This window comes from Streptomyces adelaidensis (genome assembly GCF_016598475.1).
Classification (GTDB): domain Bacteria; phylum Actinomycetota; class Actinomycetes; order Streptomycetales; family Streptomycetaceae; genus Streptomyces; species Streptomyces adelaidensis.
The window spans coordinates 43813-64877 of record NZ_JAEMUX010000007.1; the positions used below are offsets into that span (position 1 = coordinate 43813).

The 21065-nt window shown below is 72.0% G+C and carries 19 protein-coding genes and 1 pseudogene; 12 read left to right on the plus strand and 8 right to left on the minus strand.

All coding sequences use genetic code 11. The features are described 5' to 3' along the window. Positions 1–8: 8 nt before the first annotated feature. The 3 genes from I8N67_RS05690 to I8N67_RS05700 are packed head-to-tail and all read right to left on the minus strand — an operon-like array spanning position 9 to position 3633. Entirely contained in the window at positions 9–1517 is a 1509-nt protein-coding gene (locus I8N67_RS05690) for a TIGR00730 family Rossman fold protein (protein WP_307835156.1), read from the minus strand. Further along, on the minus strand, positions 1514–2860 hold the full coding sequence (locus I8N67_RS05695) for an FAD-binding protein (protein WP_200301472.1): 1347 nt from the start codon (positions 2858–2860) through the stop codon (positions 1514–1516). The genes I8N67_RS05690 and I8N67_RS05695 overlap by 4 nt, the downstream gene beginning before the upstream one ends. Continuing rightward, a complete protein-coding gene (locus I8N67_RS05700) occupies positions 2857–3633 on the minus strand; it encodes an isopentenyl transferase family protein (RefSeq protein ID WP_200301473.1) in 777 nt (258 codons plus the stop codon). Before I8N67_RS05700 ends, I8N67_RS05695 begins: the two co-directional genes overlap by 4 nt. 298 nt (positions 3634–3931) lie before the next feature. Here I8N67_RS05700 and I8N67_RS05705 point away from each other — a divergent pair, with 298 nt between their 5' ends. After that, positions 3932–4540 (plus strand): transketolase, encoded by a 609-nt coding sequence (locus I8N67_RS05705; RefSeq protein WP_200301474.1) that lies wholly within the window; start codon positions 3932–3934, stop codon positions 4538–4540. A gap of 78 nt (positions 4541–4618) precedes the next feature. On the opposite strand, the gene I8N67_RS05710 is transcribed toward I8N67_RS05705, so the two are convergent. Further along, positions 4619–5278 carry a rhodanese-like domain-containing protein gene (locus tag I8N67_RS05710; RefSeq protein WP_200301475.1) on the minus strand — a complete coding sequence of 220 codons (660 nt, stop codon included), beginning with the start codon at positions 5276–5278 and terminating at the stop codon, positions 4619–4621. 70 nt (positions 5279–5348) lie between these two features. On the opposite strand from I8N67_RS05710, the gene I8N67_RS05715 reads away from it, so the two are divergent. Then, the gene (locus tag I8N67_RS05715) at positions 5349–5636 is read left to right on the plus strand and encodes a metal-sensitive transcriptional regulator (RefSeq protein ID WP_200301476.1); all 288 of its coding nucleotides are present in this window, start codon (positions 5349–5351) and stop codon (positions 5634–5636) included. Positions 5637–5723: 87 nt separating this feature from the next. Here I8N67_RS05715 and I8N67_RS05720 read toward each other — a convergent pair whose 3' ends face one another. Then, positions 5724–6470: a sulfite exporter TauE/SafE family protein gene (locus tag I8N67_RS05720; RefSeq protein ID WP_200301477.1), complete on the minus strand. Its 747-nt coding sequence runs from the start codon at positions 6468–6470 to the stop codon at positions 5724–5726. Further along, the gene (locus tag I8N67_RS05725; RefSeq protein WP_200301478.1) at positions 6467–7879 is read right to left on the minus strand and encodes an MBL fold metallo-hydrolase; all 1413 of its coding nucleotides are present in this window, start codon (positions 7877–7879) and stop codon (positions 6467–6469) included. The genes I8N67_RS05720 and I8N67_RS05725 overlap by 4 nt, the downstream gene beginning before the upstream one ends. Before the next feature lie 222 nt (positions 7880–8101). Between I8N67_RS05725 and I8N67_RS05730 the strand changes: the two genes are divergently transcribed. The 3 genes from I8N67_RS05730 (at position 8102) to I8N67_RS05740 (ending at position 10968) form a co-directional block, all read left to right on the plus strand. Beyond that, a complete protein-coding gene (locus tag I8N67_RS05730) occupies positions 8102–9190 on the plus strand; it encodes an S-(hydroxymethyl)mycothiol dehydrogenase (RefSeq protein ID WP_200301479.1) in 1089 nt (362 codons plus the stop codon). Further along, complete coding sequence (locus tag I8N67_RS05735) at positions 9190–9822, plus strand: MBL fold metallo-hydrolase (protein ID WP_200301480.1); 633 nt, start codon at positions 9190–9192, stop codon at positions 9820–9822. Before I8N67_RS05730 ends, I8N67_RS05735 begins: the two co-directional genes overlap by 1 nt. 231 nt (positions 9823–10053) lie before the next feature. Then, positions 10054–10968 (plus strand): SDR family oxidoreductase, encoded by a 915-nt coding sequence (locus tag I8N67_RS05740; RefSeq protein ID WP_200301580.1) that lies wholly within the window; start codon positions 10054–10056, stop codon positions 10966–10968. Positions 10969–10976: 8 nt separating this feature from the next. Here I8N67_RS05740 and I8N67_RS05745 read toward each other — a convergent pair whose 3' ends face one another. After that, positions 10977–11567, minus strand: coding sequence for a hypothetical protein (locus I8N67_RS05745; RefSeq protein WP_200301481.1), 591 nt, complete (start codon positions 11565–11567; stop codon positions 10977–10979). A gap of 143 nt (positions 11568–11710) precedes the next feature. Between I8N67_RS05745 and I8N67_RS42300 the strand changes: the two are divergent. Further along, a pseudogene (locus I8N67_RS42300) lies at positions 11711–11854 on the plus strand (oxidoreductase); the annotation flags it as partial. Positions 11855–11967: 113 nt separating this feature from the next. Here the strand turns inward: I8N67_RS42300 and I8N67_RS05750 are convergent. After that, the gene (locus I8N67_RS05750) at positions 11968–12747 is read right to left on the minus strand and encodes a DUF3050 domain-containing protein (RefSeq protein WP_200301482.1); all 780 of its coding nucleotides are present in this window, start codon (positions 12745–12747) and stop codon (positions 11968–11970) included. A gap of 236 nt (positions 12748–12983) precedes the next feature. On the opposite strand from I8N67_RS05750, the gene I8N67_RS05755 reads away from it, so the two are divergent. Genes I8N67_RS05755 through I8N67_RS05780 form a run of 6 tightly spaced genes read left to right on the plus strand, consistent with a single transcriptional unit; the run spans position 12984 to position 20957 of the window. Continuing rightward, positions 12984–13568: a putative antibiotic biosynthesis monooxygenase gene (locus I8N67_RS05755; protein WP_307835163.1), complete on the plus strand. Its 585-nt coding sequence runs from the start codon at positions 12984–12986 to the stop codon at positions 13566–13568. 31 nt (positions 13569–13599) lie between these two features. Further along, positions 13600–15720 (plus strand): aminodeoxychorismate synthase component I, encoded by a 2121-nt coding sequence (gene pabB, locus I8N67_RS05760; RefSeq protein WP_200301483.1) that lies wholly within the window; start codon positions 13600–13602, stop codon positions 15718–15720. Next, positions 15717–17333: a benzoate-CoA ligase family protein gene (locus I8N67_RS05765; protein ID WP_200301484.1), complete on the plus strand. Its 1617-nt coding sequence runs from the start codon at positions 15717–15719 to the stop codon at positions 17331–17333. Before pabB ends, I8N67_RS05765 begins: the two co-directional genes overlap by 4 nt. 42 nt (positions 17334–17375) lie before the next feature. After that, the gene (locus I8N67_RS05770) at positions 17376–18959 is read left to right on the plus strand and encodes a class I adenylate-forming enzyme family protein (RefSeq protein ID WP_200301485.1); all 1584 of its coding nucleotides are present in this window, start codon (positions 17376–17378) and stop codon (positions 18957–18959) included. Continuing rightward, positions 18956–20137 carry an FAD-dependent monooxygenase gene (locus tag I8N67_RS05775; protein WP_200301486.1) on the plus strand — a complete coding sequence of 394 codons (1182 nt, stop codon included), beginning with the start codon at positions 18956–18958 and terminating at the stop codon, positions 20135–20137. The genes I8N67_RS05770 and I8N67_RS05775 overlap by 4 nt, the downstream gene beginning before the upstream one ends. A 25-nt stretch (positions 20138–20162) precedes the next feature. Continuing rightward, positions 20163–20957 carry an aminotransferase class IV gene (locus I8N67_RS05780; RefSeq protein ID WP_200301487.1) on the plus strand — a complete coding sequence of 265 codons (795 nt, stop codon included), beginning with the start codon at positions 20163–20165 and terminating at the stop codon, positions 20955–20957. Positions 20958–21065 lie beyond the last annotated feature (108 nt).

A 21065-nucleotide genomic window follows, 5' to 3' on the forward strand; every position in this document is an offset into this window, starting at 1 on the left:
AACGACTTTCAACCGCCCAGCAGCATCCTCCGGTCCCGGGCCACGGTCAGCACGGCCGGCGGCCTGTCCGTCCCGGCGTCGGAGGTGGGCGGGTAGTCGTCGAGCATCCGCGCCAGGACCTCGCCCGGACCCAGTTCGAGATACGTCTCCACCCCGTCCCGGCGGAGCAGGTCGACGGCGTCCGAGAACCGGACGGGATCGCGCAACTCCCGTACCCAGAACTCCGGTTCGGTGGCCTCGGCCTCCACCGGCTTCGCCGTGATGTCGGAGATCAGGGGGGTGTGCGGGACCCGCAGGTCCATGGTCCGCAGGGTGTGGCGGAACTCGTCCAGGAGGGGGTCGAGGTGCGGCGAGTGCGTGGCCAGGTCCACGCGGAGCAGCCGGGTCCGGCGGCCCCGGGCCGCCCACCTGTCGTGCACCGCCGTCACCGCGTCCCGGTCGCCCGAGACGACCAGGGACCGGGGGCCGTTGACCGCCGCGACCACCACACCGGGCGCCGGCTCCAGCTCCTCCGGGGCGGCCTCGATCGCCGCCATGGCACCCGGCGTCGACACCGCGCCCATGAGCCGGGACAGCGTGCCCACCGCCTGGCACACCTGGGGCAGGGTGAAGACCCCGGCGGCGTGGGCGGCGGCCATCCGCCCGGCCGAGTACCCGAACACCACGTCCGGCTTCAGGCCCCGGCTCGCCAGGAGCCGGTACTGCGCGACCTGGAGCGCGAAGATCGCCGGGTTGCCGAAGACGATCCGGTCGAGCAGCGCGGCCGTGCGTGTACCCGCCTCGGCGAACATCACGTCCCGCAGCGGCACGTCCAGGTAGGGGTCCAGGGTCGCGCAGACCTCGTCGAGGGCCGCCGCGAACACCGGGTAGGACTCGTACAGTTCGCGTCCCATGCCCGGCTGCTGCGAACCGGCGCCCGAGAACAGGAACGCGGTCCGGCCCAGCTCCGGCGCGGCGGAGCCGGACGGGACGGCCGCGGGCGCGGCCGTCAGCCGCTCGACCACCTCCCGCGCCGACCCGCACACCACGATCCGCTCCAGGTCCCCGGGATGCAGGAACCCCTCGTCCCGGACATTGCGGAGGAAGGCGAGCAGCGGCCGGTAGAAGCCGGTCGGGTCGAGCAGCAGACAGGGCTTGCGGTGGATGCGCATCTGCGCCCACGCCAGCGCCTCGAACAGTTCCTCCGCCGTGCCCAGACCGCCGGGCAGTGTCACGAACGCATGCCCCAACTCGGCCATCCGCGCCTTGCGTTCATGGAGGCCGTCCACCACCTGGAGCTCGGTGAGCCCGCGGTGGGCGATCTCGTAGGGCAGCATGCGGCGCGGTATCACCCCGGTCACCTCGCCCCCGGCGGCCAGGGCGGCGTCCGCGACCGCGCCCATCAGGCCGGTGCGGGCGCCGCCGTAGACCAGCCGGAGACCGGCCCCGGCGAGCGCCTCGCCCAGTTCGGCGGCGGTCCGCAGATGCTCGGGGCGGTGTCCGGGGGAGGCACCGCAGAACACGGTCACGCCGGTCACCGCCACAGTCCGTACCCCCGGGTGAGGATCCGGTACGGGTCGTACTGCTCCTTGGCGCGGGCGAGACCGTCGTACGCGTGCCCGAAGTGCGCCCGCCAGTCCTCGGGTGCCATCGGCACGGCGCTGGCCGGGTACAGGACCCCGCCGAGCTCCCGCGCGCGTTCGTACACCGCCCGGTTGGCGGCCACCAACCGCCGTACGCCGTCCGGGTCCTGGGGTGGTGCGGTGCGCATCAGCGAGAGCAGGCAGAGGCGTTCGCCGGCGGGCCTGCGCAGCAGCGGGGCGCGCAGGGCGGCGCGCTCCAGCGGGCGGAGCTGGACCATTCCGCAGGTGCGCAGCCCGTGCTGGGCCGTGTCGCCGAGGACGGCCGGGACGAGGGAGACGGCGGCCTCCTCCGCCAGCAGCAACGTGAGCCACGGATGCGGTCGGCTCCACTCACCGGTGACCCGCAGGATCCGCTCGTCACGGGCCGGCCGCCGCAGATACTCCTCGTACGACAGGTCCTCGATCTCCTCCAGGTCCCGGTCGTGGGCCAGGTCGCCGATCAACAGGGCGTCGTCGCAGGGCAGTCGGCCAGGATGCGGGGCCACGGCCTCGATCACGTAGTCCCAGCTGCCGCCGAGGGCGGGGCGCGCCTGCCCGGAGACATGGCTGAAGCGGTCGTCGCGGGAGAGCCGGCGCTGGTCGGTGAAGTAGGCGGCCGGGTCCTCGTAGTACAGGCGGTAGCGGCGGACGAGTGCGGGCGCGGGCATCAGGTGGAGGGTGGCCCGGACGATCAGCGCGCACTGGCCGAGGCCCGCGAGGACGGCGTGGAACAGGTCCCGGTGCCGTTCGCGGGAGCAGGTCACCGCCTCACCGGTGCCGGTGACCACGTCCAGCTCCCGCACCTGGTCGGCGACCAGACCGCACCGGTGGCTGGAGCCGCCGAAGCCGCCGGTGGTGAGCACTCCGCCGACGCTGCCGCCGAGGTGGTCGGGCAGCACGGGCGGGGTCAGTCCCTCGGCGAGGGCGACGCGTACGACATCGCTCCACAGCGCACCCGCTCCGGCGACCAGGACGCGCTCAGCGGGCAGACAGCGCGTCCCGTCGAGCCGGCCCATGTCGACGACGCAGCCGCCGTCGACCTGCCCCTGCCCGTACAGCGCGTACCCACCGCCGCGCGCGGAGACCGGCAGCCGGCGGGGGCCGGCGTGCGCGAGGACGTCCTGGATCTCGGCGGCCGACCGGGGCGTGCGGACGCTCAGCGGCCGGGAGGTCACGATGTGGCCGAAATCGTCCGCGGCCCGTGCCAGTTCCGCGGCGGGGGCGTCCGGCCGGGAAACAAGTTCGGATATGCCGGTCATGCCGCACGCTCCAGTGCGCCGAAGTCGAAGCCGAGCCCGGCACCGGAAATCGGGGTTTCGAAAATTTCAGTGAAGACCTGATGCTGGAGGAATCCGTGCTCGGCGTGGCGCTCGGCGATCAATCCGGCCATGCGTGCCAGTATGTGCTCCGGAAGATTCCGTTTGTGGAGGGTTTCCACATTCAGTGAATACTTCGCACAGCATTCCAGGACGGCCTCGAACCCGTTGACGGAAGCCGCGAAGTAGCGCTGCTGTGGATCTTGCCAGAGTGTGGCGAGTTCGTCGAGCAGACCCCGGTCGGGGGCCGGCGGGGCGAGCATCACACGGGCCCGGCGGGTGAGCGCGGCGACGTACTCGGCGCGCTCGGGGACCGGCAGCAGCCGGACGGTCAGCCGCCAGTCGAGAGCGGCGCGGCGGGCGGACAGCTCACGCAGCAGCGAGATCGAACCGCCCTCGACGATCACGAAACGATGCCGGGCGCCCAGCCCCTCCACCAGCTTGACCAGCGCGTCCGTCGCCCGCGCCGCCGAGAGGTCGCCGTCGGCCACCGTGCGGTCGCCCAGCCAGTACCGGTGGACGCCCGGCTCCGCCGCGCCCGCGCGGGCGCTCGTGGTGGCCAGATCCGTGAAGCACTGCAACCGGTCCGCGACCACGACGGGGGCGCCGGTCACCCGGGCCAGATCCGTGGCAGCCGCGCTCTTCCCGACGCCGGTCGGCCCCGCGATGAGGTGGACGAAGGGTGGTGCCTCGGAGGGTGTTCCGCTGTCGGCCATGGCTGGGTGCCGCCTCCCGTTCCTGGAGCTTGCACGTGAAAATTGATCAGCATCAAGTTACGCAGCACCGGTCCGCGTAGACACCAGAAGTACGCCTCGACAAGGCAAAGAGATGGCCACATTCCTCTCGCTTCGTTAAAGATTGAAATTCACCTGTCGGAGCGTTGGATTCCGGGGCGTGGGGCGCGATATGAGAGAGCGGCAGCTTGTTTTCCGGCCGACTTTTTTAACGTGTTTCTCATGTTTCTGTCGTGCGTTTCTGTCGTGCGAAACAATCCGTTAACAGAAGGGCCCCGCCATGCAGACCGACATGCTCCTCGCGCTCACCGAGACCGTTCCCGAGTCCGGGAAGAGGGAGGCGTCCACCCGGCCCGCCGGCCCGCCCGGAACCGTACTGATCGGCTACGGAGCCCTGGACGAACTGAACCGGTACGCCGCCACGCCCGGCTGGACGGTGCACGTCCCCGGCCACCCCGACGAGGTGCGCGACGCGGTCGCTGGCGCCATGACCCGCGGGGAGCGCGCGTACGTCCATGTCTCCGCCCGCTCCAACGCCGAACCACGCGATGCCACGGGCGGATTCCAGCTCATACGACCGGGCCTCGACGGCGTGGTCCTCACCGTGGGCGCGGCCCTCGACCCCGTCCTGTGCGCCACGGCCGGACTGGACCTGGCCGTCCTGTACACGGCCACCCTCCGGCCCTTCGACGACATCGGCCTGCGTACGGCCGTCCTCGCCGCCGACCACGCCGACGTCGTCCTGGTCGAGCCCTGCCTCCCCGGCACCTCCGCCGGCTGTGTCGCCGAGACCCTCGTCCACGTACCGCACCGCGTGCTGGCCCTGGGCGGTGCGGACGAGCTGGACGAGGGCGGGATCGCGCTGGCGGTGCGGGAGTTCATGCGCTGAGGGGGCGACGGGGGCCGGCGGGGGCGGTGGGAGGTGCGGCTCGTCGTGGTCCGCGGCTCCCACCGGGCCCGGCTCCGTTCAGGGTCTGCCGCCTGCCGCCTGCCGCCTGCCGCCTGCCGCCTGCCGCCTGCCGCCTGCCGCCTGCCGCCTGCCGCCTGCCGCCTGCCGTGTCCCGAGTGCCGCGAGCGTGGCATCGAGATCGGCGGGCCGGGGGCGGTTGTGCGGCAGCTTCCCCAGGGCCATCGCCATCCCGCAGGTGTCGGTGACCGCCGAGAAGACGAGGCCGCCCGCGATCCCCGCCGACAGCAACTGCCAGGCCGGGTGCAGCAGTCCGAGGCCCAATCCGACGAGGACGAGAGCGCCGGCGGTGAACCGGACCTGACGCTCCATGGCCCAGGTGGTCCGGGCGCCGCCGGCCGGACGGTGCAGCTCGTGACCGCCGGCCGCCCAGGCGAGGGTGCCGCCGGTGAGTGTGGCGGCCGTGACCCCGTGCTCGGCGAGCAGCACGCACGCCTTCGCGGACCGGGCCCCCGACCGGCAGACCATCAGCAGCTCGGCGGTGGACTCCTTCAGTGCGGGCAGGGCGCGCTCCAGCTGGTCGAGGGGGACGTTCAGGGCGCCGGGCAGATGCCCGGAGGCGTACTCGCCGGGCGTACGGACATCGACGACGGTCAGTTCGGACAGCCGCGCGCGGGCCTGGTCGATGGTGACGGGGCGGGGTGTGAGAGGAGTGGACATGCTGTGCTGCGATCCTTTCCTGCGGGGGGCGTTAAAATACCCCCACGGGTATATAGAGGAGTGTGTGGTCGTGGAGCTGCAGTTCGAAGGCGATGAGCTCAAGTCGGTGCTGAACCGGCTGCGTAGGGCCCAGGGGCAGATCTCCGGGGTCGTCAAGATGATCGAGGAGGGGCGCGACTGCGAGGACGTCGTCACCCAGCTCGCCGCGGCCTCCCGCGCCCTGGACCGGGCGGGCTTCGCGATCATCGCCACCGGGCTGCAGCAGTGCCTCACCGATACGGAGAAGGGCCGGCGCGACGGGGAGACGAAGGAGCAGATGCGAGCGCGACTGGAGAAGCTGTTCCTGTCGCTGGCGTGACGTATCGGGTGCGCCGCCCGTGCTTCTCGCGATGGCGTCGACGGTTCACACCGTCGTGTCGACGCTTCACACGGTCTTGTCGACACCTCACACGATCGCGTCGATCAGCACGAACGCGGCCACCGCCAGCAGCATCCAGGCGAAGATCCGGCGGAGGGTGTCCCCGGAGACCTTGGCCGCCAGCCGTCTGCCGTCCCAGGCGCCGAGGATCGCGGCCCCGGCGAAGGGTGCGACGACCGCCCAGTCGAGCTGCTCGGCGGCCCCCGTCCGGGCCGCGAGCGCGGCCATCGAGTTGACGGTGATGACGAGGAGGCTGGTGCCGACGGCGTCGCGCATCCGCAGGCCCACCACGTTCACCAGGGCCGGTACGGCGAGGAAGCCGCCGCCCACGCCGAGGACCCCGGTGACCGCGCCGAGCCCCGCGCCGGACAGGGCGACCCGGCTCGGCCGTACGGTCGACGCCTCCCGCCGAGTGTCCGAGGGGCGCAGCATCCGGTGCGCGGCCAGGCCCGCGACCAGGGCGAACGTCCCGGTCAGGAGCGTGGGCGGCAGCCTCGCCGACAGTGCGCCGCCCACTGCCGCGGGCACCAGACCGGCCGCCGCGAACAGGGCCCCGCCGCGTCGGCGGACCGTGCCCGCCCTCAGGTGCGCGGCCAGCGCGGTCGCCGAGGTGAGCGTGACGATCACCAGGCTCGCGGTGGCCGCGGCGGCCGGGCCGAAGCCGAGCAGATAGATCAGCGCGGGCACGGCGAGTACGCTTCCGCCCCCGCCCAGCGCCCCGAGCGAGAGCCCGATCACGCCCCCGGCGAACAGGGCGAGAACGAGATCGCTCATGCCGCTGGGCCACCGGTCGACGCGAGGGCCGTGGCGCGTGCCGGGGCGGTGTGGGCCATGGGCAACCCGGCCTCGGCCGCCGCGCCGAAGCCGTCGTCCACGGCCACCACGTCCCGGCCGGCCGCGTCGAGGAGCGAGGCGGCGATGCCGGCCCGCATGCCGCCTGCGCAGTGCACCCACACCGTGCCGTCGGGCAGTTCGCCGAGCCGGTCGCGCAGCTGGTGCACGGGTATGTGCGCCGACCCCGCGATATGGCCGGAGGCGACCCGCTCGGACTCGCGCCGGACGTCGAGTACCACGATCCCGTCGCCCTCACGGACCTTCGCCAGACCGGCGAACGTACCGCGCGGGAAGGAACGCGGCCGCTCACCCGCGCGCAGCCAGTCGACGGGCGACCCGGTCCCGGCGGCGGCGGGACGGTCGATGCCGACCCGCACCAACTCCCGCTGAGCATGGGCGAGTTGCTCAGGGGACTCGGCGAGCAGCGTCACCGGCTTGCCCCACGGCAACAGCCAGGCCAGATACGTGGCGAGCTGCCCCTCCGCCTCGAAGTTCACCGCCCCGGCGACATGCCCCTCGGCGAACGCGACCCGGTTGCGCAGATCCACGACCCACTCGCCGGCCGCCAGCCGCGCGGCGATCTCCTCGGCACCGGCCGGCGCGGGCGGCGTGAGATCCACCGGGGCGGGCCCCGCCGCGTTGGCGGGACCCATGTGCGCGTAGTAGGCCGGTACGTCGTCGAGGCCCGCCAGCAGCTCCGCGACGAACGTGTCCACGTCCTTGACCAGGGCCTCGTTGGTCGCGCGCTCGTGCCCGATGGTCGTACTGTCGCCCGCCGATCGCCCGGCCGAACAGAAACTGCCGAAGCCGTGCGTGGGCAGGACCGCCGTGCCCTCGGGCAGCCCCTCGGCCAGCCGGTGCGCCGAGGCGTGCTGCGCGCGGGCCAGCTCGTCCGTGAGCCGGGGCTCGACGAGATCCGGGCGGCCGACCGTGCCGATCAGCAGGGAGCCGCCGGTGAACGCGGCCACCGCGACACCGGCCTCGTCCAGGACGTACGCGGTGTGGTGCGGGGTGTGCCCGGGCGTGGCCACCGCGCGCAGCGTCAGATCCGCGTCGATTCCCACCTGGTCGCCGTTGTGCACCGGAACCCGCTCGTAGGCGACCCGTGCCCCGGCCGGCACCAGGTAGGCGGCGCCGGTCAGCCGGGCGAGCTCCAGGCCGCCGGTGACGTAGTCGTTGTGGACGTGCGTCTCGACGACGTACGCGATCCGCACGTCCCGCCGGGCGGCGGCCGCGATCACCCGGTCGATGTCGCGCGGCGGATCGACCGCCACGGCGCCGCGTGGACCGCCCGCCAGATAGCTGCGGTTGCCGAGTCCCGGCACCTCGATGGTGTCGACGAAGTACACGGCAGCGCTCCTCTCCTCGTTCGATGAGTCGGTCGCCCCGAAAAATTACCCCCGGGGGTATGTGGGAACGGTAGCAGAGATACCCCTGGGGGTATTTTCGGGGTCGTCACGGGTGATCTTTCGGCCACGGTTCGGCACCCGCCGGAGCGCCTACCCGCTGGTCGGTCCGTAGGGTGACCACGGGCGGGCGACCGCCATCTCGGATCGACGGAAAGGTTCACCATGGCGCAGGAAGTACGCGGCGTGATCGCACCGGGCAAGAACGAACCGGTGCGGATCGAGACGATCGTCGTACCGGATCCGGGGCCGGGGGAGGCCGTGGTGAAGGTGCAGGCGTGCGGCGTGTGCCACACCGACCTGCACTACAAGCAGGGCGGCATCAACGACGACTTCCCCTTCCTGCTCGGCCACGAGGCGGCCGGTGTCGTGGAGTCGGTCGGCGAGGGCGTCACGGACGTGGCACCCGGCGACTTCGTCATCCTCAACTGGCGTGCGGTGTGCGGCAATTGCCGGGCCTGTCGACGCGGGCGCCCCTGGTACTGCTTCAACACCCACAACGCCACCCAGAAGATGACCCTCGCCTCCACCGGCCAGGAGCTGTCGCCCGCGCTCGGCATCGGAGCCTTCGCGGACAAGACGCTCGTCGCCGCCGGGCAGTGCACCAAGGTCGACCCGGCCGCCGCCCCCGCGGTCGCCGGACTGCTGGGCTGCGGTGTGATGGCCGGCATCGGCGCCGCCATCAACACCGGCAATGTCGGCCGGGGCGACACCGTCGCCGTCATCGGCTGCGGCGGCGTCGGTGACGCGGCCATCGCCGGGTCCCGGCTGGCCGGCGCGGCGAAGATCATCGCCGTGGACATCGACGACCGGAAGCTGGCCACCGCCAAGAACATCGGCGCCACCCACACCGTCAACTCCAAGGACACCGACGCGGTCGAGGCGATCCGCGAGCTGACCGGCGGTTTCGGCGCCGATGTCGTCATCGAGGCGGTCGGCCGCCCGGAGACGTACAAGCAGGCCTTCTACGCCCGCGACCTCGCCGGCACGGTCGTCCTCGTCGGCGTCCCGACCCCTGAGATGAAGCTGGAGCTGCCGCTGCTGGACGTCTTCGGCCGCGGCGGGGCCCTCAAGTCCTCCTGGTACGGCGACTGTCTGCCCTCCCGCGACTTCCCCATGCTGATCGACCTCCACCTCCAGGGCTGCCTGGACCTGGACGCGTTCGTCACCGAGACCATCGCCCTCGGCGACGTCGAGAAGGCCTTCGAGCGGATGCACGGCGGTGACGTCCTGCGCTCGGTGGTGGTCCTCTGATGGCCGGCGCCCGTATCGAGCATCTCGTCACCTCGGGGACGTTCTCCCTGGACGGCGGCACCTGGGACGTCGACAACAACGTGTGGATCGTCGGCGACGACCACGAGGTGATCGTCATCGACGCCGCCCACGACGCCGACGCCATCGCCGAGGCTGTGGGCGCCCGCAGGCTGTCGGCCATCATCTGCACCCACGCCCACAACGACCACATCGACGCCGCGCCCGCCCTCGCCGAGCGCACCGGCGCCGAGATCTGGCTCCACCCGGACGACCTGCCGCTCTGGAAGCAGACCCACCCGGACCGGCTGCCCGACCACTGGCTGGCCGACGGCCAGGTCATCGGGGCCGCCGGCGCCGACCTGACCGTCCTGCACACCCCCGGCCACGCGCCGGGCGCCGTCTGCCTGTACGACCCGGGCCTCGGCACCGTCTTCACCGGCGACACCCTCTTCGCCGGCGGCCCGGGCGCCACCGGCCGCTCCTACTCCCACTTCCCGACGATCATCGACTCCATCCGCGACCGGCTCCTCGCCCTCCCGCCCGACACGGTCGTCCGCACCGGCCACGGCGACAGCTCCACCATCGGGGCCGAGGCGCCGCATCTGGAGGAGTGGATCGCGCGCGGCCACTGAGCACGGATCCCGCGCCCCGGCAGGGGCGCGGGGAACTGCGCGACCAGCCACCGACGAACCCGCGGTCGCCCTGCCGCCCGAGCGGTCGAGCTCTTGGGCGGCGCCCGGCCGGGAAAACCCGACAGAAGATGTCCGGCTTCCGCGACACCCTCGTGTCGAAGGCGCGGGTAGACACCCCGCGTCCGCCAAGGTGACAGCCGTACGCACAGGAGGTCGGACATGGACTCGGACATGGCGAAGTCGCTGGAAGGCAAGGTCGCCCTCGTCGCCGGAGCCTCGCGCGGAGCGGGACGCGGCACCGCCGTGGAGCTGGGGGCGGCAGGGGCGACGGTGTATGTGACCGGGCGCTCCACACGTGAGCGACGGTCGGAGTACGACCGGCCGGAAACCCTGGAGGACACCGCCGACCTGGTCACCGAGGCGGGCGGCCACGGCATCGCCGTACCCACCGACCACCTCGAACCGGCGCGGGTACGGGCGCTGGTGGACCGGATCTCCGAGGAGCGGGGCCGCCTCGACGTGCTGGTGAACGATGTCTGGGGCGGTGAGAAGCTCTTCGAATGGGACACCCCGGTCTGGGAACACGACCTCGACAACGGTCTGAAGCTCCTGAGGCTCGCCGTCGAGACCCACGCGATCACCAGCCACCACGCGCTGCCCCTGCTGCTGCGCCACCCCGGCGGCCTGGTGGTGGAGATGACCGACGGCACCGCCGAGTACAACGGGGCCAACTACCGGAACTCCTTCTTCTACGACCTCGCCAAGGCGTCCGTCCTGCGCATGGCGTTCTCCCTCAGCCACGAACTCGGCCCGCGCGGCGCCACCGCCGTCGCCCTCACCCCGGGCTGGCTCCGCTCGGAGATGATGCTCGACAACTTCGGTGTCACCGAGGACAACTGGCGCGACGCCCTCGACCGGGTCCCCCACTTCGCCATCTCCGAGACCCCCCGCTATGTCGGCCGGGCCGTCGCCGCCCTCGCCGCCGACCCCGAGGTCGCCCGCTTCAACGGAGACTCCCTCTCCAGCGGCTCCCTCGCCCGCACCTACGGCTTCACCGACCTCGACGGCAGCCGGCCGGACGCCTGGCGCTACCTCGTCGAGGTCCAGGACGCGGGCAAGCCGGCGGACACGACGGGGTACCGCTGAGCCGTGGCTCAGGTACGACTCCCCGGCGTGGACGGCGGAGTCGGGGCCGATGGCGGAGCCGGGGTCGGCGTGGGGGTCGCCGCGAGCTGCCAGCGCGCCGAGTGGCCGGGCGGAAGTGCCAGATCCTCCCGTACCGCCGTGTAGTAGCGGTCCCGGCCGACGCGCTGCCGCTCCAGCAGGGCCTGCCAGGCAGCCGGATCACGGGTCTCGGCGCGCAGGAACTCCTCCATCTCCATCACGGTGACGACCCACGCCCGGGCCTTCTCCACCACCTCGGGGCTGCCGAGCAGCAGGAGCGCCTCACCGGAGGGGTCCCGGGCGACCGTCGCCTCCGCCATGAGGGGCGCGGCCTCCTCCGGCGACAGCGGGTGGGGATGCGGGTCGTTGCCGAGGTGGGAGGCGACCCGGTAGGTCAGGGTGACGGACCGCTTCAGCGCCCGCGCCCAGTCGGCGTAGACCGTGAGCCGCCGCTCCTCCCAACGGGCGGCCCGCTCCTGCCGGAACCGGACCTGTTCGCCCCGCATGACGACCAGATACGAGCCGAGCGCGCCGATGACCACGCCTATCAGCGCCGGGAGTTGCTGGATGAAGGCTGACATGAGCACACAAGATACGCCAACCAAGATCACGCGGTGGCCGTGTCGATGATCGCGTGGCCACTGTCCCCTCGGCCGCGTGGGCACCGTCCCCTCGATCGCGTGGCCACTGTCACCTAGATCGCGCGGGCAGCACGTTCTGCCGTATGCATGCGACGGGTGGCTTCGAGGGGTACGGGGTTCTCATCAGGGGGGCCGCGCGCGGGGTCGGCGCGGCGACCGCCCGGCGGCCGGCCGGTGAAGGGGCCCAAGTGCTGGTCACCGATGTGGACTTGGCGGCGGCCGAGCGGGCCGTGGGTCACTGCGGTGCCCCGTCAGGGGCGCGGGGAACTGCGCGACCAGCCCTATACGACCCGCGGTCGAGCAACCGCCCAAATGTCAACCCCCGCAACGCAGCCGCGCGCTACCCCATCGCCTCGACGATCCCGTCCCAGAACCGGGACCGCGCCTCCAGCGCGAGCGTCGCCGTCTCCACGGCCTCCTGCCACCGGGAATCCTCGCCCCCGCACAGATCCGCGACCATGGCCATGGCCATCGGCGTGTGTTCCTCCCCGTCCACCTCGATGTGCCGCGCGAGGTAGTCGCAGAACAGCGGGAACCGCTCCGTGCCCTCCTTCTTGATCACCTGGTCGAACATGTCCGGGATCAGGTCCTCCCGGGAGAACGCGAAGGCGGCGGCCCGGCAGTGCAGCGGCCGCTCCCCGATGATCTCGAAGGTGGTACGGACGAACTCCGCGGCGGGACCGGGCACTTGGGCGACCCGGAGCGCCGCGGGCACCTCGTGGCCCTCCCCGATGAGGCCGAGGAACGTGTCGAGACGGGAGGTGTCCGCCCCGGCCTCGCCCATGCCCGACCGGTACAGCTCGAAGTGACTGGTGAACCCGCCGTTCAGTTCGTCGCTCTCCTCGACCAGCACGATGTCGTTGATGAGCCGCCGGCTCACCTCCGAGCCACGCGGCACCCAGGGGACGTCCACACAGGTGAGGTCGCGCTGGAGGGACTTGAGGAGCGACATGAAATCCCACACCGCGAAAACGTGGTGCCCCATGAACACCGCCATGTCCGCGCGACTGTTGACGCGCTGGTAGATCGGGTGTGCGGTGACTTCTTTACGGACGGGCTCGATAGCGGTGCGCGCCCGGTCGATTCCCTCGTGGTTCATATCCCAGTCGTACCTGGACATGACTCTCCTTTCTTTCTTGCACTTTCGCGCGGAGTCCGGCGGGTCCTGTTGGCGATGGTGCGCCCGTTCCACTTCTCCCGGCAAGCGCTTCAAGGAATTGCCGGAAGTTACCCGGACGTATCTCTCGACAGAAGGAGCCGAGGCGGATGAAGGTCGCCATAGGTGCACGATCCGGACACCGCGAAAAATTTCGTGAATATTTGAACGGGGCGCGGCTCCTTTGCGTACTCGACGGCGTGAGCAGGAATCCCGTTACCGTCACCGTCGCGTATCACGTGGTGCCGGGGCGCGAGGCCGACTTCCACTCGTGGGGGTGGGCCGCGCTGCGTGCGACCGCGCAGCAGCCGGGTTTCCTGGGGGGCGTACTCGTCGACGGAGAGGCTGAGTGGCATGTCGTCTACCGCTTCGACAGCGACGATTCGGTCCAGACCTGGGAGACGTCCCTGGCCCGGGCGCAAGTCTCGGCCCGCGCCGAAGGGCTGGCCCGGGAGACCGGTCGCCGTAGCGTCGAGGACTCCAAGGCCTGGTTCGACGCCCAGATCTCCCGGGATCCCGCGCCGGCCGCCCCGCGCCCGCCTCCGAAATGGAAACTTTGGTTGGTGAATATGAGCGCGGTCTTTCCCCCCGTGCTCTTATTCAACCTGGTGATACTTCCCTATCTCAACGACCTGAATCCGCTTTTCCGTACACTTTTGCTGTGTCTGTGCGTAACGGCCATCGTCACCTGGATTCTCATGCCGAGACTCCAGCGATTTCTGAAGAAATGGCTGTACCCGCCGCTGCAGGCGTTGCGCGGTCGGCACAAACGACGGACCGCATAGGTTCGAGAACGATCAGAGGGGGGTGGGCTGGTTGAAGACCCTGCTCATCGACAATTATGACTCGTACACGTACAACCTGTTCCAGCTGATCGCCGAGGTCAATGGCGAGGAGCCGGTGGTGCTGCTCAATGACGCCACGGCCGACGCCATTCCTGATCTGCGGGAATTCGACAACGTGGTGGTGTCGCCGGGCCCCGGCCACCCCTCGGAGCCGCGTGACTTCGGTATCGCCGCCAGAGTGATCGCCGAGGCCACGATCCCCCTGCTCGGCGTCTGCCTGGGCCATCAGGGAATCGCGGCGGGGGAACGGGCCGAGGTCGAGCCCGCCCCGTGGCCGCGCCACGGGCACCTGTCCACGGTCCGGCACGACGGGCGCGACCTGTTCCAGGGTCTGCCGCAGAACTTCACCGTCGTCCGCTACCACTCGTTGTCCGTGCGCGAGCCGCTGCCGCCCACCCTGGAGGCCACCGCCTGGTCGGAGGACGGCGTCCTGATGGGGCTGCGCCACCGCGAACGGCCACTGTGGGGCGTCCAGTTCCACCCCGAGTCCGTCCTCACCGACCACGGCCACCGGCTGCTGGTCAACTTCCGCGACCTCACGGCGGAACGGGCCGGCACCACGCGGACCGGGAAAACCTCGGTCACCTCCCTCTCCGGCAAGATCCCCCGCCCCCGGCGGGCCCCCGCCCCCGCCTACCGGCTGCACACCCGCCGGATCGCCGGCGCGATCGACCCCGAGGCCGCCTTCACCCGGATGTACGCCGACGCGCCGCGCGCGTTCTGGCTGGACAGCTCCCGCGTGGAGCCCGGCCTGTCCCGGTTCTCGTTCTTCGGCGACGGCAACGGTCCGCTCGCCGAGTTCGTCCGCTACGACGTCGACACCGGCCTGTGCGAGATCCAGCGGGAGGGACGGCCCACCCGCAGGGTCCACGCCAGCGTCTTCGACTATCTGAAGCGGCAACTGGCGAGCCGCAAGGTCGACGCGACGGGCCTGCCCTTCGACTTCACCGGCGGATACGTCGGCTACTTCGGCTACGAACTCAAGGCCGACACCGGCTCCCCGAACCGGCACACGGCGGAAACCCCCGACGCCTGCTGGCTGTTCGCGGACCAGCTGATCGCCGTGGACCACGAGGAGGGCCACACCTACGCGGTCTGCCTGGCCGAGGACACCCCGCAGGCGGCCCGCGAGGCCGGCGACTGGCTCGACACCGCGCTGGCCCAGCTCACCTTCGTCGGCTCGGACGCCACGGTCCCCCTCCGGTCGGCCACACCGCCCTACCCGCGCGCCGCCGAACCCTGGCTGGTCCGCGACCGCGCCACCTACCTCGCCGACATCGAGGCCTGCAAGGCGGAGCTGAAAGCCGGCACGAGCTACGAGGTCTGTCTGACCAACGCGGTCCGGTTACCCGCGCCGTACGACCCGTACGACTTCTACCGGGTGCTGCGGCGGATCCACCCGGCCCCGTACGCCGCCTTCCTCAGGTTCGGCGACCTCGACATCGCGGGCTCGTCCCCCGAGCGCTTCCTGCGGATCACCCGGGACGGCGTCGCCGAGGCCAAGCCCATCAAGGGCACCGCGCCCCGGGGCGGCACCCCGCAGGAGGACGACCTGCTGCGGGACGAACTGGCCGCGGACGCCAAGACCCGCGCCGAGAACCTGATGATCGTCGACCTCCTCCGCAACGACCTGGGCCGGGTCTCACGGACCGGCTCCGTGAAGGTCTCGCGTCTCATGGCCACCGAGACGTACGCCACCGTGCACCAGTTGGTCTCCACGGTGGAGGGCAAGCTCCGCGAGGGCACCGACGCCGTGGACTGCGTCCGGGCCTGCTTCCCCGGCGGATCGATGACCGGGGCGCCCAAGCTGCGCACGATGGAGATCATCGACTCGCTGGAGACCGAGGCGCGGGGCGTGTACTCCGGGGCGCTCGGCTACCTCGGGTGCAGCGGCGGCGCCGACCTCGACATCGTGATCCGCACCGCCGTGTTCCAGAACGGCCGTATGCACCTGGGCGCGGGCGGCGCGATCGTCCTCGACTCCGACCCGGCCGCCGAGTACGACGAGATGCTGCTGAAGACCGCGGCACTGATGCGGGCCCACCGGGACCACGCCTCGGCACCGGCCGTCACCGAGGAGCCGACCCGATGACGACGACCACGACCGCGCAGCCCACCCGTCGCCGGGCCGACGCGCCCGCCCCCGGCAACCTCGCGGCCCACCTGGCGGCCCTCGCCGAGCGGCGCGGCTGGACCGGCCGCCCGGCCTTCCACCAGGGCCACCGCGCCTACTCCCACGGCGAGATCCACGACCTCGCGGCCCGCGCCGCCACCGTCCTCACCGACTACGGAGTCCGCCCCGGCGACCGAGTCCTGCTCGCCCTGCCGGACTCCGTCACCTGGGTCACCACCTTCCTCGCCCTCGCCCGCCTGGGCGCGGTCGCGGTCCTGGCCAACCCCGAACTGACCCCACCGGAACTCCAGTTCATGGCGGAGGACACGGAGGCGGTCCTCTGGGTCACAGGACCAGGCCTGGACAACTACACCCCGGCCCGCAACACCGCGCCCCAAAAGGGGCGCGGGGAACTGCGCGACCAGCCACAACCGACCCGCGCCGTCTCCACAGCCCTCCGAGCGGAGCGCCTGGGCGCCGACCAACTGATCGCTCTGAGCACCACAGCCACACCCACCACGCACGCCCACCCGGTAGACGCCCACAGCCCCCTCTACATCCAGTACACCTCCGGCACCACAGGCCACCCCAAGGGCGTCGTACACGTCCACGGCGACCCGAAGACCTACCACGACCTGATAGGCCGAAGGCTCCTCCGCATCACCCCGGACGACGTGACCCTGTCCGTCTCCCGGCTGTACTTCGCCTACGGCTTCGGCAACGCCCTCGTCTTCCCGCTCTTCTCCGGCTCCGCCGCCGTCCTCGCCGACCGTCGCCCCACCCCGGCCGCCGTCGACGAACTCGTCGCCCGTCACCGGGTCACCCTCCTGTACTCGGTGCCGTCGGCGTACGCCGCGCTGGTCGCCGACCGGGGCAACGGGCACGCGGACTGCTTTGCCTCCGTGCGGGCGGCGGTGTCGGCGGGCGAGGGCATGCCTGCCGGGCTCGGCAAGCAGGTGACCGAACTGCTCGGCGCCCCCGTCCTCGAACAGATCGGCTCGACCGAGGCCGGACACGCCTTCTGCGCCAACGGCTTCGACCACAACCACCCCGGCACGGTCGGCCGCCCCGTACCCGGCTTCGAGGTCGAACTCCGCGACCGCGCGGGCACCCCGGTGCCGGACGGCGAGACGGGCGAACTCTGGGTGCGCGGCCCGACGGTCACCCCCGGTTACCTCAACCGGCCCGAGGAGACCGAGCGCGCCCTCGTCGGCGGCTGGCTGGGCACCCGGGACCGGGCCCGCCGCGAACCGGACGGCACCTACCGGCATCTGGGCCGGGCCGACGACATGGAGATGGTCGGCGGCATCACCGTCTCCGCCCTTGAGGTGGAGGCCCTGCTGCGCACCCACCCCGGGGTCCGGGACGTCGCGGTCGCCGCCGTCACCGACGAGCGCGGCGCCAGCAGGCTACGGGCCTTCGTCGTCCCGGTGCCGCCCATCGCGGTGGGCCTGGAGGCCGAACTGATCCGCATGGCCCGCGACACCCTCGCCGCCTTCAAGGTCCCCCGCAGTGTGAGCTTCGTGCCCACGCTGCCCCGCACCGCGACCGGCAAGCTCCGCCGACACCTCGTCCGCCAAGGAGCATGGTGAGCCGTGGCCGACACCGCCACCCCCGCAGAAAGGTTCGGTCCCATGCGAGAGAAGCTTCAGGCCGATCGGCAGCCCGCACTCACCGGACGCGGCTTCTACCTGGGCTCGATGCTCAGAGAGGCCGCCGACCGCCACGGGCACGTGTTCGTCACCCTGGACCGGCCCCTCGACGTCAACCCCGACCTCGGGACCGACCTCGCCTACACCACCCTCGCCGACGTGGTCGACGAAGTCTCCGGCCGCCTCTGGGAAGCGGGCGTCCGCCCCTCCGAGGAAGTGGTCGTCCACAAGACCGACAACGTCGACATCGTGCTGCTGACCTGCGCGCTCTCCCGCATCGGCGCCGTCCCCGTGCTGCTGTCGCCCGGCCTCGCGGGCCCGGTCGTCGGGCAGCTCCTCGAACGCCTCCACAAGCCCTGGCTGATCACCGACCGGGCCAAGCTCGAAGGCCCCCTCCAGGACGTCGGACTCACCGGCCTTGTCCGGCGCACCCTCTCCGTCGACGACGCCCCCGGAGCCGAACCGCTGCAGAAGTACGCGGGCGCACCGACCCCCGCCGCGGTCCGCCTCCACCCCCGCGACCCCTCCCTCATCACCCACAGCTCCGGCACCACCGGCCTGCCCAAGCTGGCCGTGCACTGCCCGAACACCATGTGGAACCGGCTCGTCCCGCAGAAGGCCATGGGCTGGCCCACCCGCGGTGAGACCGCCGCCCTGCACATGTCGTTCGTGCACTCGCGCTTCTACCACCTGCTCGGCGTCCTGCTGCACTTCGGCAGCCCGCTGGTCCTGATCACCGACCCGGAACCGGCGAACGTGGGCCCGCTCCTGGCCCGCCACCGTCCCGGCATCGTCGAGACCCACCCCAACACCTTCGCCCTGTGGGAGGAGCTGGCCGACGCGCCCGGCGCACCGCTGTCCCGCGTCCGCTCGTACGGCTCCACCTTCGACGCCATCCACCCGCGCACCGTGCAGCGGCTGCTCGACGCGTCGAAGCGGCGCTCGCCGTGGCTCATCCAGCTGTACGGGCAGAGCGAGACGGGCCCGGTCGCCTTCCAGTGGTTCACCCGCCGCAGCGCGGCCCGCGCCGACGGCCGCCGGGTCGGTATCGGCATCCCCGGCTTCACCCGCGTCCGCGTCGCCGACGACGCAGGGCGGCGGGTCGGTGCCGGCACCGCCGGCCGGATCGAGGCCCGCACCCGGGGCCGCATCCTCACCTGTCTCGGCGCCCGCGAGCGCTATCTGCGCCAACTCGACAGCGGCTGGTGGCAGATGGGCGACATGGGCTACCAGAGCCGCTGGGGCGCCCTCTACCTCATCGACCGCGAGATCGACCAGATCGACTCCATGCACAGCAACCTGGAGGTCGAGGACACCCTGATGTCCCGCCTGGAGGAACTGCGCGAGGTCGTCATCGTCCCCGGAGCCGACCGCGAACCCGTACCGGTGGTGTGCGTACGCGGCGAACGGCCCCTGGACCTGCGGCGCTGGCACGAGGCCACCGCCGACCTGCCCACCATGGCCGAACCCCGGCAGTGGCGGTTCGAGGAGCTGCCGATGACCTCCACCTGGAAGGTCAAGCGCGTCGAGATCACCCGCATGCTCACCGAGAGCACCCGCGCATGACCACCCCCGTCCTCGTCGTGGGCGCCGGCCCCGTGGGCCTCTCCGCCGCCCTCGCCCTGCGCGCCCATGACCTCCCCGTCACCCTGCTCGAAGCCGACCCCGAGGGCCGCGAACGCCCCGGCAGCCGCGCCCTGTTCGTCCACCGCGAGACCCTGGAACTGCTGGAGGGAATGCGCCCGGGGCTCGCGGTCGAGATCGCCGCGTACGGCCGGACCTGGCACACCAGACGCACGCTCTGCCGAGGCCGCGAGGTCTACGCCCGTACCTTCCCGCCGCCCACCGGCACCCCGCCCTTCACCAGCCTCCGCCAGGTCGACACCGAGCGCTTCCTGCTCGCCGCCTGCCAGGACGCCGGGGTGGAGTTCGCATGGGACGCGCGGATCACGGACGTGCGGACCGACCCGGACGGCGTGACCCTCACCGGCGGGGACGGCCGCACCTGGACGGGCACCCACGCCATCGCCGCCGACGGCGCCCGCTCGGCCCTGCGACGCGCCCTGGGCATCCCCCTGGAGGGCACCCACGGCGAAGGCTTCCACGTCGTCGCGGACATCGCCGACATCCCCGGGGCCGAACTGCCCCTGGAACGGGTCTTCCACTACGAGCACCCGGCACTCGGCGGCCGCCGCGTGATGCGGGTGCCCTTCACCGGCGGCTTCCAACTCGACCTCCAGTGCCGCGACGACGACGCGGCGGAGGAGTACGGCACCGAGGAGGCCGTACGGCGCTGGCTGCCGGAGGTCGTCGGCGACGGGTACGGCGAGCGGATCCTGTGGGTGTCCACGTACCGCTTCCTGCGCAAGGTCGCCGCTTCCTTCACCGACCCGCACCACCGGGTCCTGCTGGCCGGCGAGGCGGCGCATCTCTTCCCGCCGTTCGGCGCGCGCGGCATGAACAGCGGCATCACGGACGCGGCCGCCGCGGCCCGGGCGATCGCCGACGGCACCCCCGAAGCGGTCGCCTCCTTCGCCGCACTCCGCCGCCAGGCGGGACTGTTCAACAGCGCCGCCGCCGGTACCGCCCTCGACCACCTGCGGCCCCGGCGCCGTATCGTGCGCGTCAAGCAGCGGGCGGCGGCGGCCCTCGCCCCCGTGGTGCCCAGGTGCGGAGCCTGGCTGGAGCACGCTCCCTACGGACCCCGGCACGGCTCCCCGGCCGCCGCGGGCCGCAAGTACTGAAGTGGAAGACCGACAGGAGCACCGAGTGACACAACCCGCCATCGCGGAAGCCACGCTGACCTGGTCACCCGACCATGGACTCGTCCCCGGCCCGGCACCGGGCGGACGCCTCCTCGTCGCGGACTCATGGCTGCTGCGCGACGGACGGGTGCGCGGCTTCGACCGGCACCGCGAACGGTTCCTGCGGTCCTGCGGCGAATGCGGCGCACCGCCACTGGGGCAGGTCGTCGACTTCTGGCAGACCATGACCGCGGCCCTGCCGCGCACGGGGGAGTGGTTCCCCCGCGTCGAACTCGCCGCCGGATCACTGGAGTTGAGGCTGCTGCTGCGACACGCCCCGCCGCTCACCGCCGAGGTGCGGGTGTGGGCGGCCGGCCAGCCCGACCCGCGCACCGTGCCCCGCCGCAAGGGGCCGGACCTGGACGCCCTGGCCCGGGTGCGCAAGCGGGCCTCCGGCGCGGACGCCGACGAGGCCGTACTGATCGCGCCCTCCGGGCTGGTGCTGGAGGCCGCCAACTCCAGCATCCTCTGGTGGGAGGACGACACCCTCTGCCTGCCGCCGCCCCGGCTGCCCCTGCTCGCCGGAGTCACCATGGCACTCCTCCAGGAGCGGGCCGCCCGCACCGGCGTCCGGATCGCCCACCGAGAGCGCTCCCTGGCCGAGCTGGACGGCCGCGAGGTGTGGCTCGTCAACGCCCTCCACGGCATCCGCCCCGTCGCCGCCTGGACCGGCCGGCCCATGACCCCGGGCCCGGCCGTCCACGCGCCGGAATGGCGGCAATGGCTCGACGACCTCATGGAGCCACTGCCGGACCACTGAGACGACAGATGACAAGAAAGCTGCGAGGGCGCGGAGAAGCGCCGGGCCGAAAGGAAATCGGCCCGGCGCTGAAAGTCGTTCTGAAATGAATTCGGGGAGCTTTTCCCG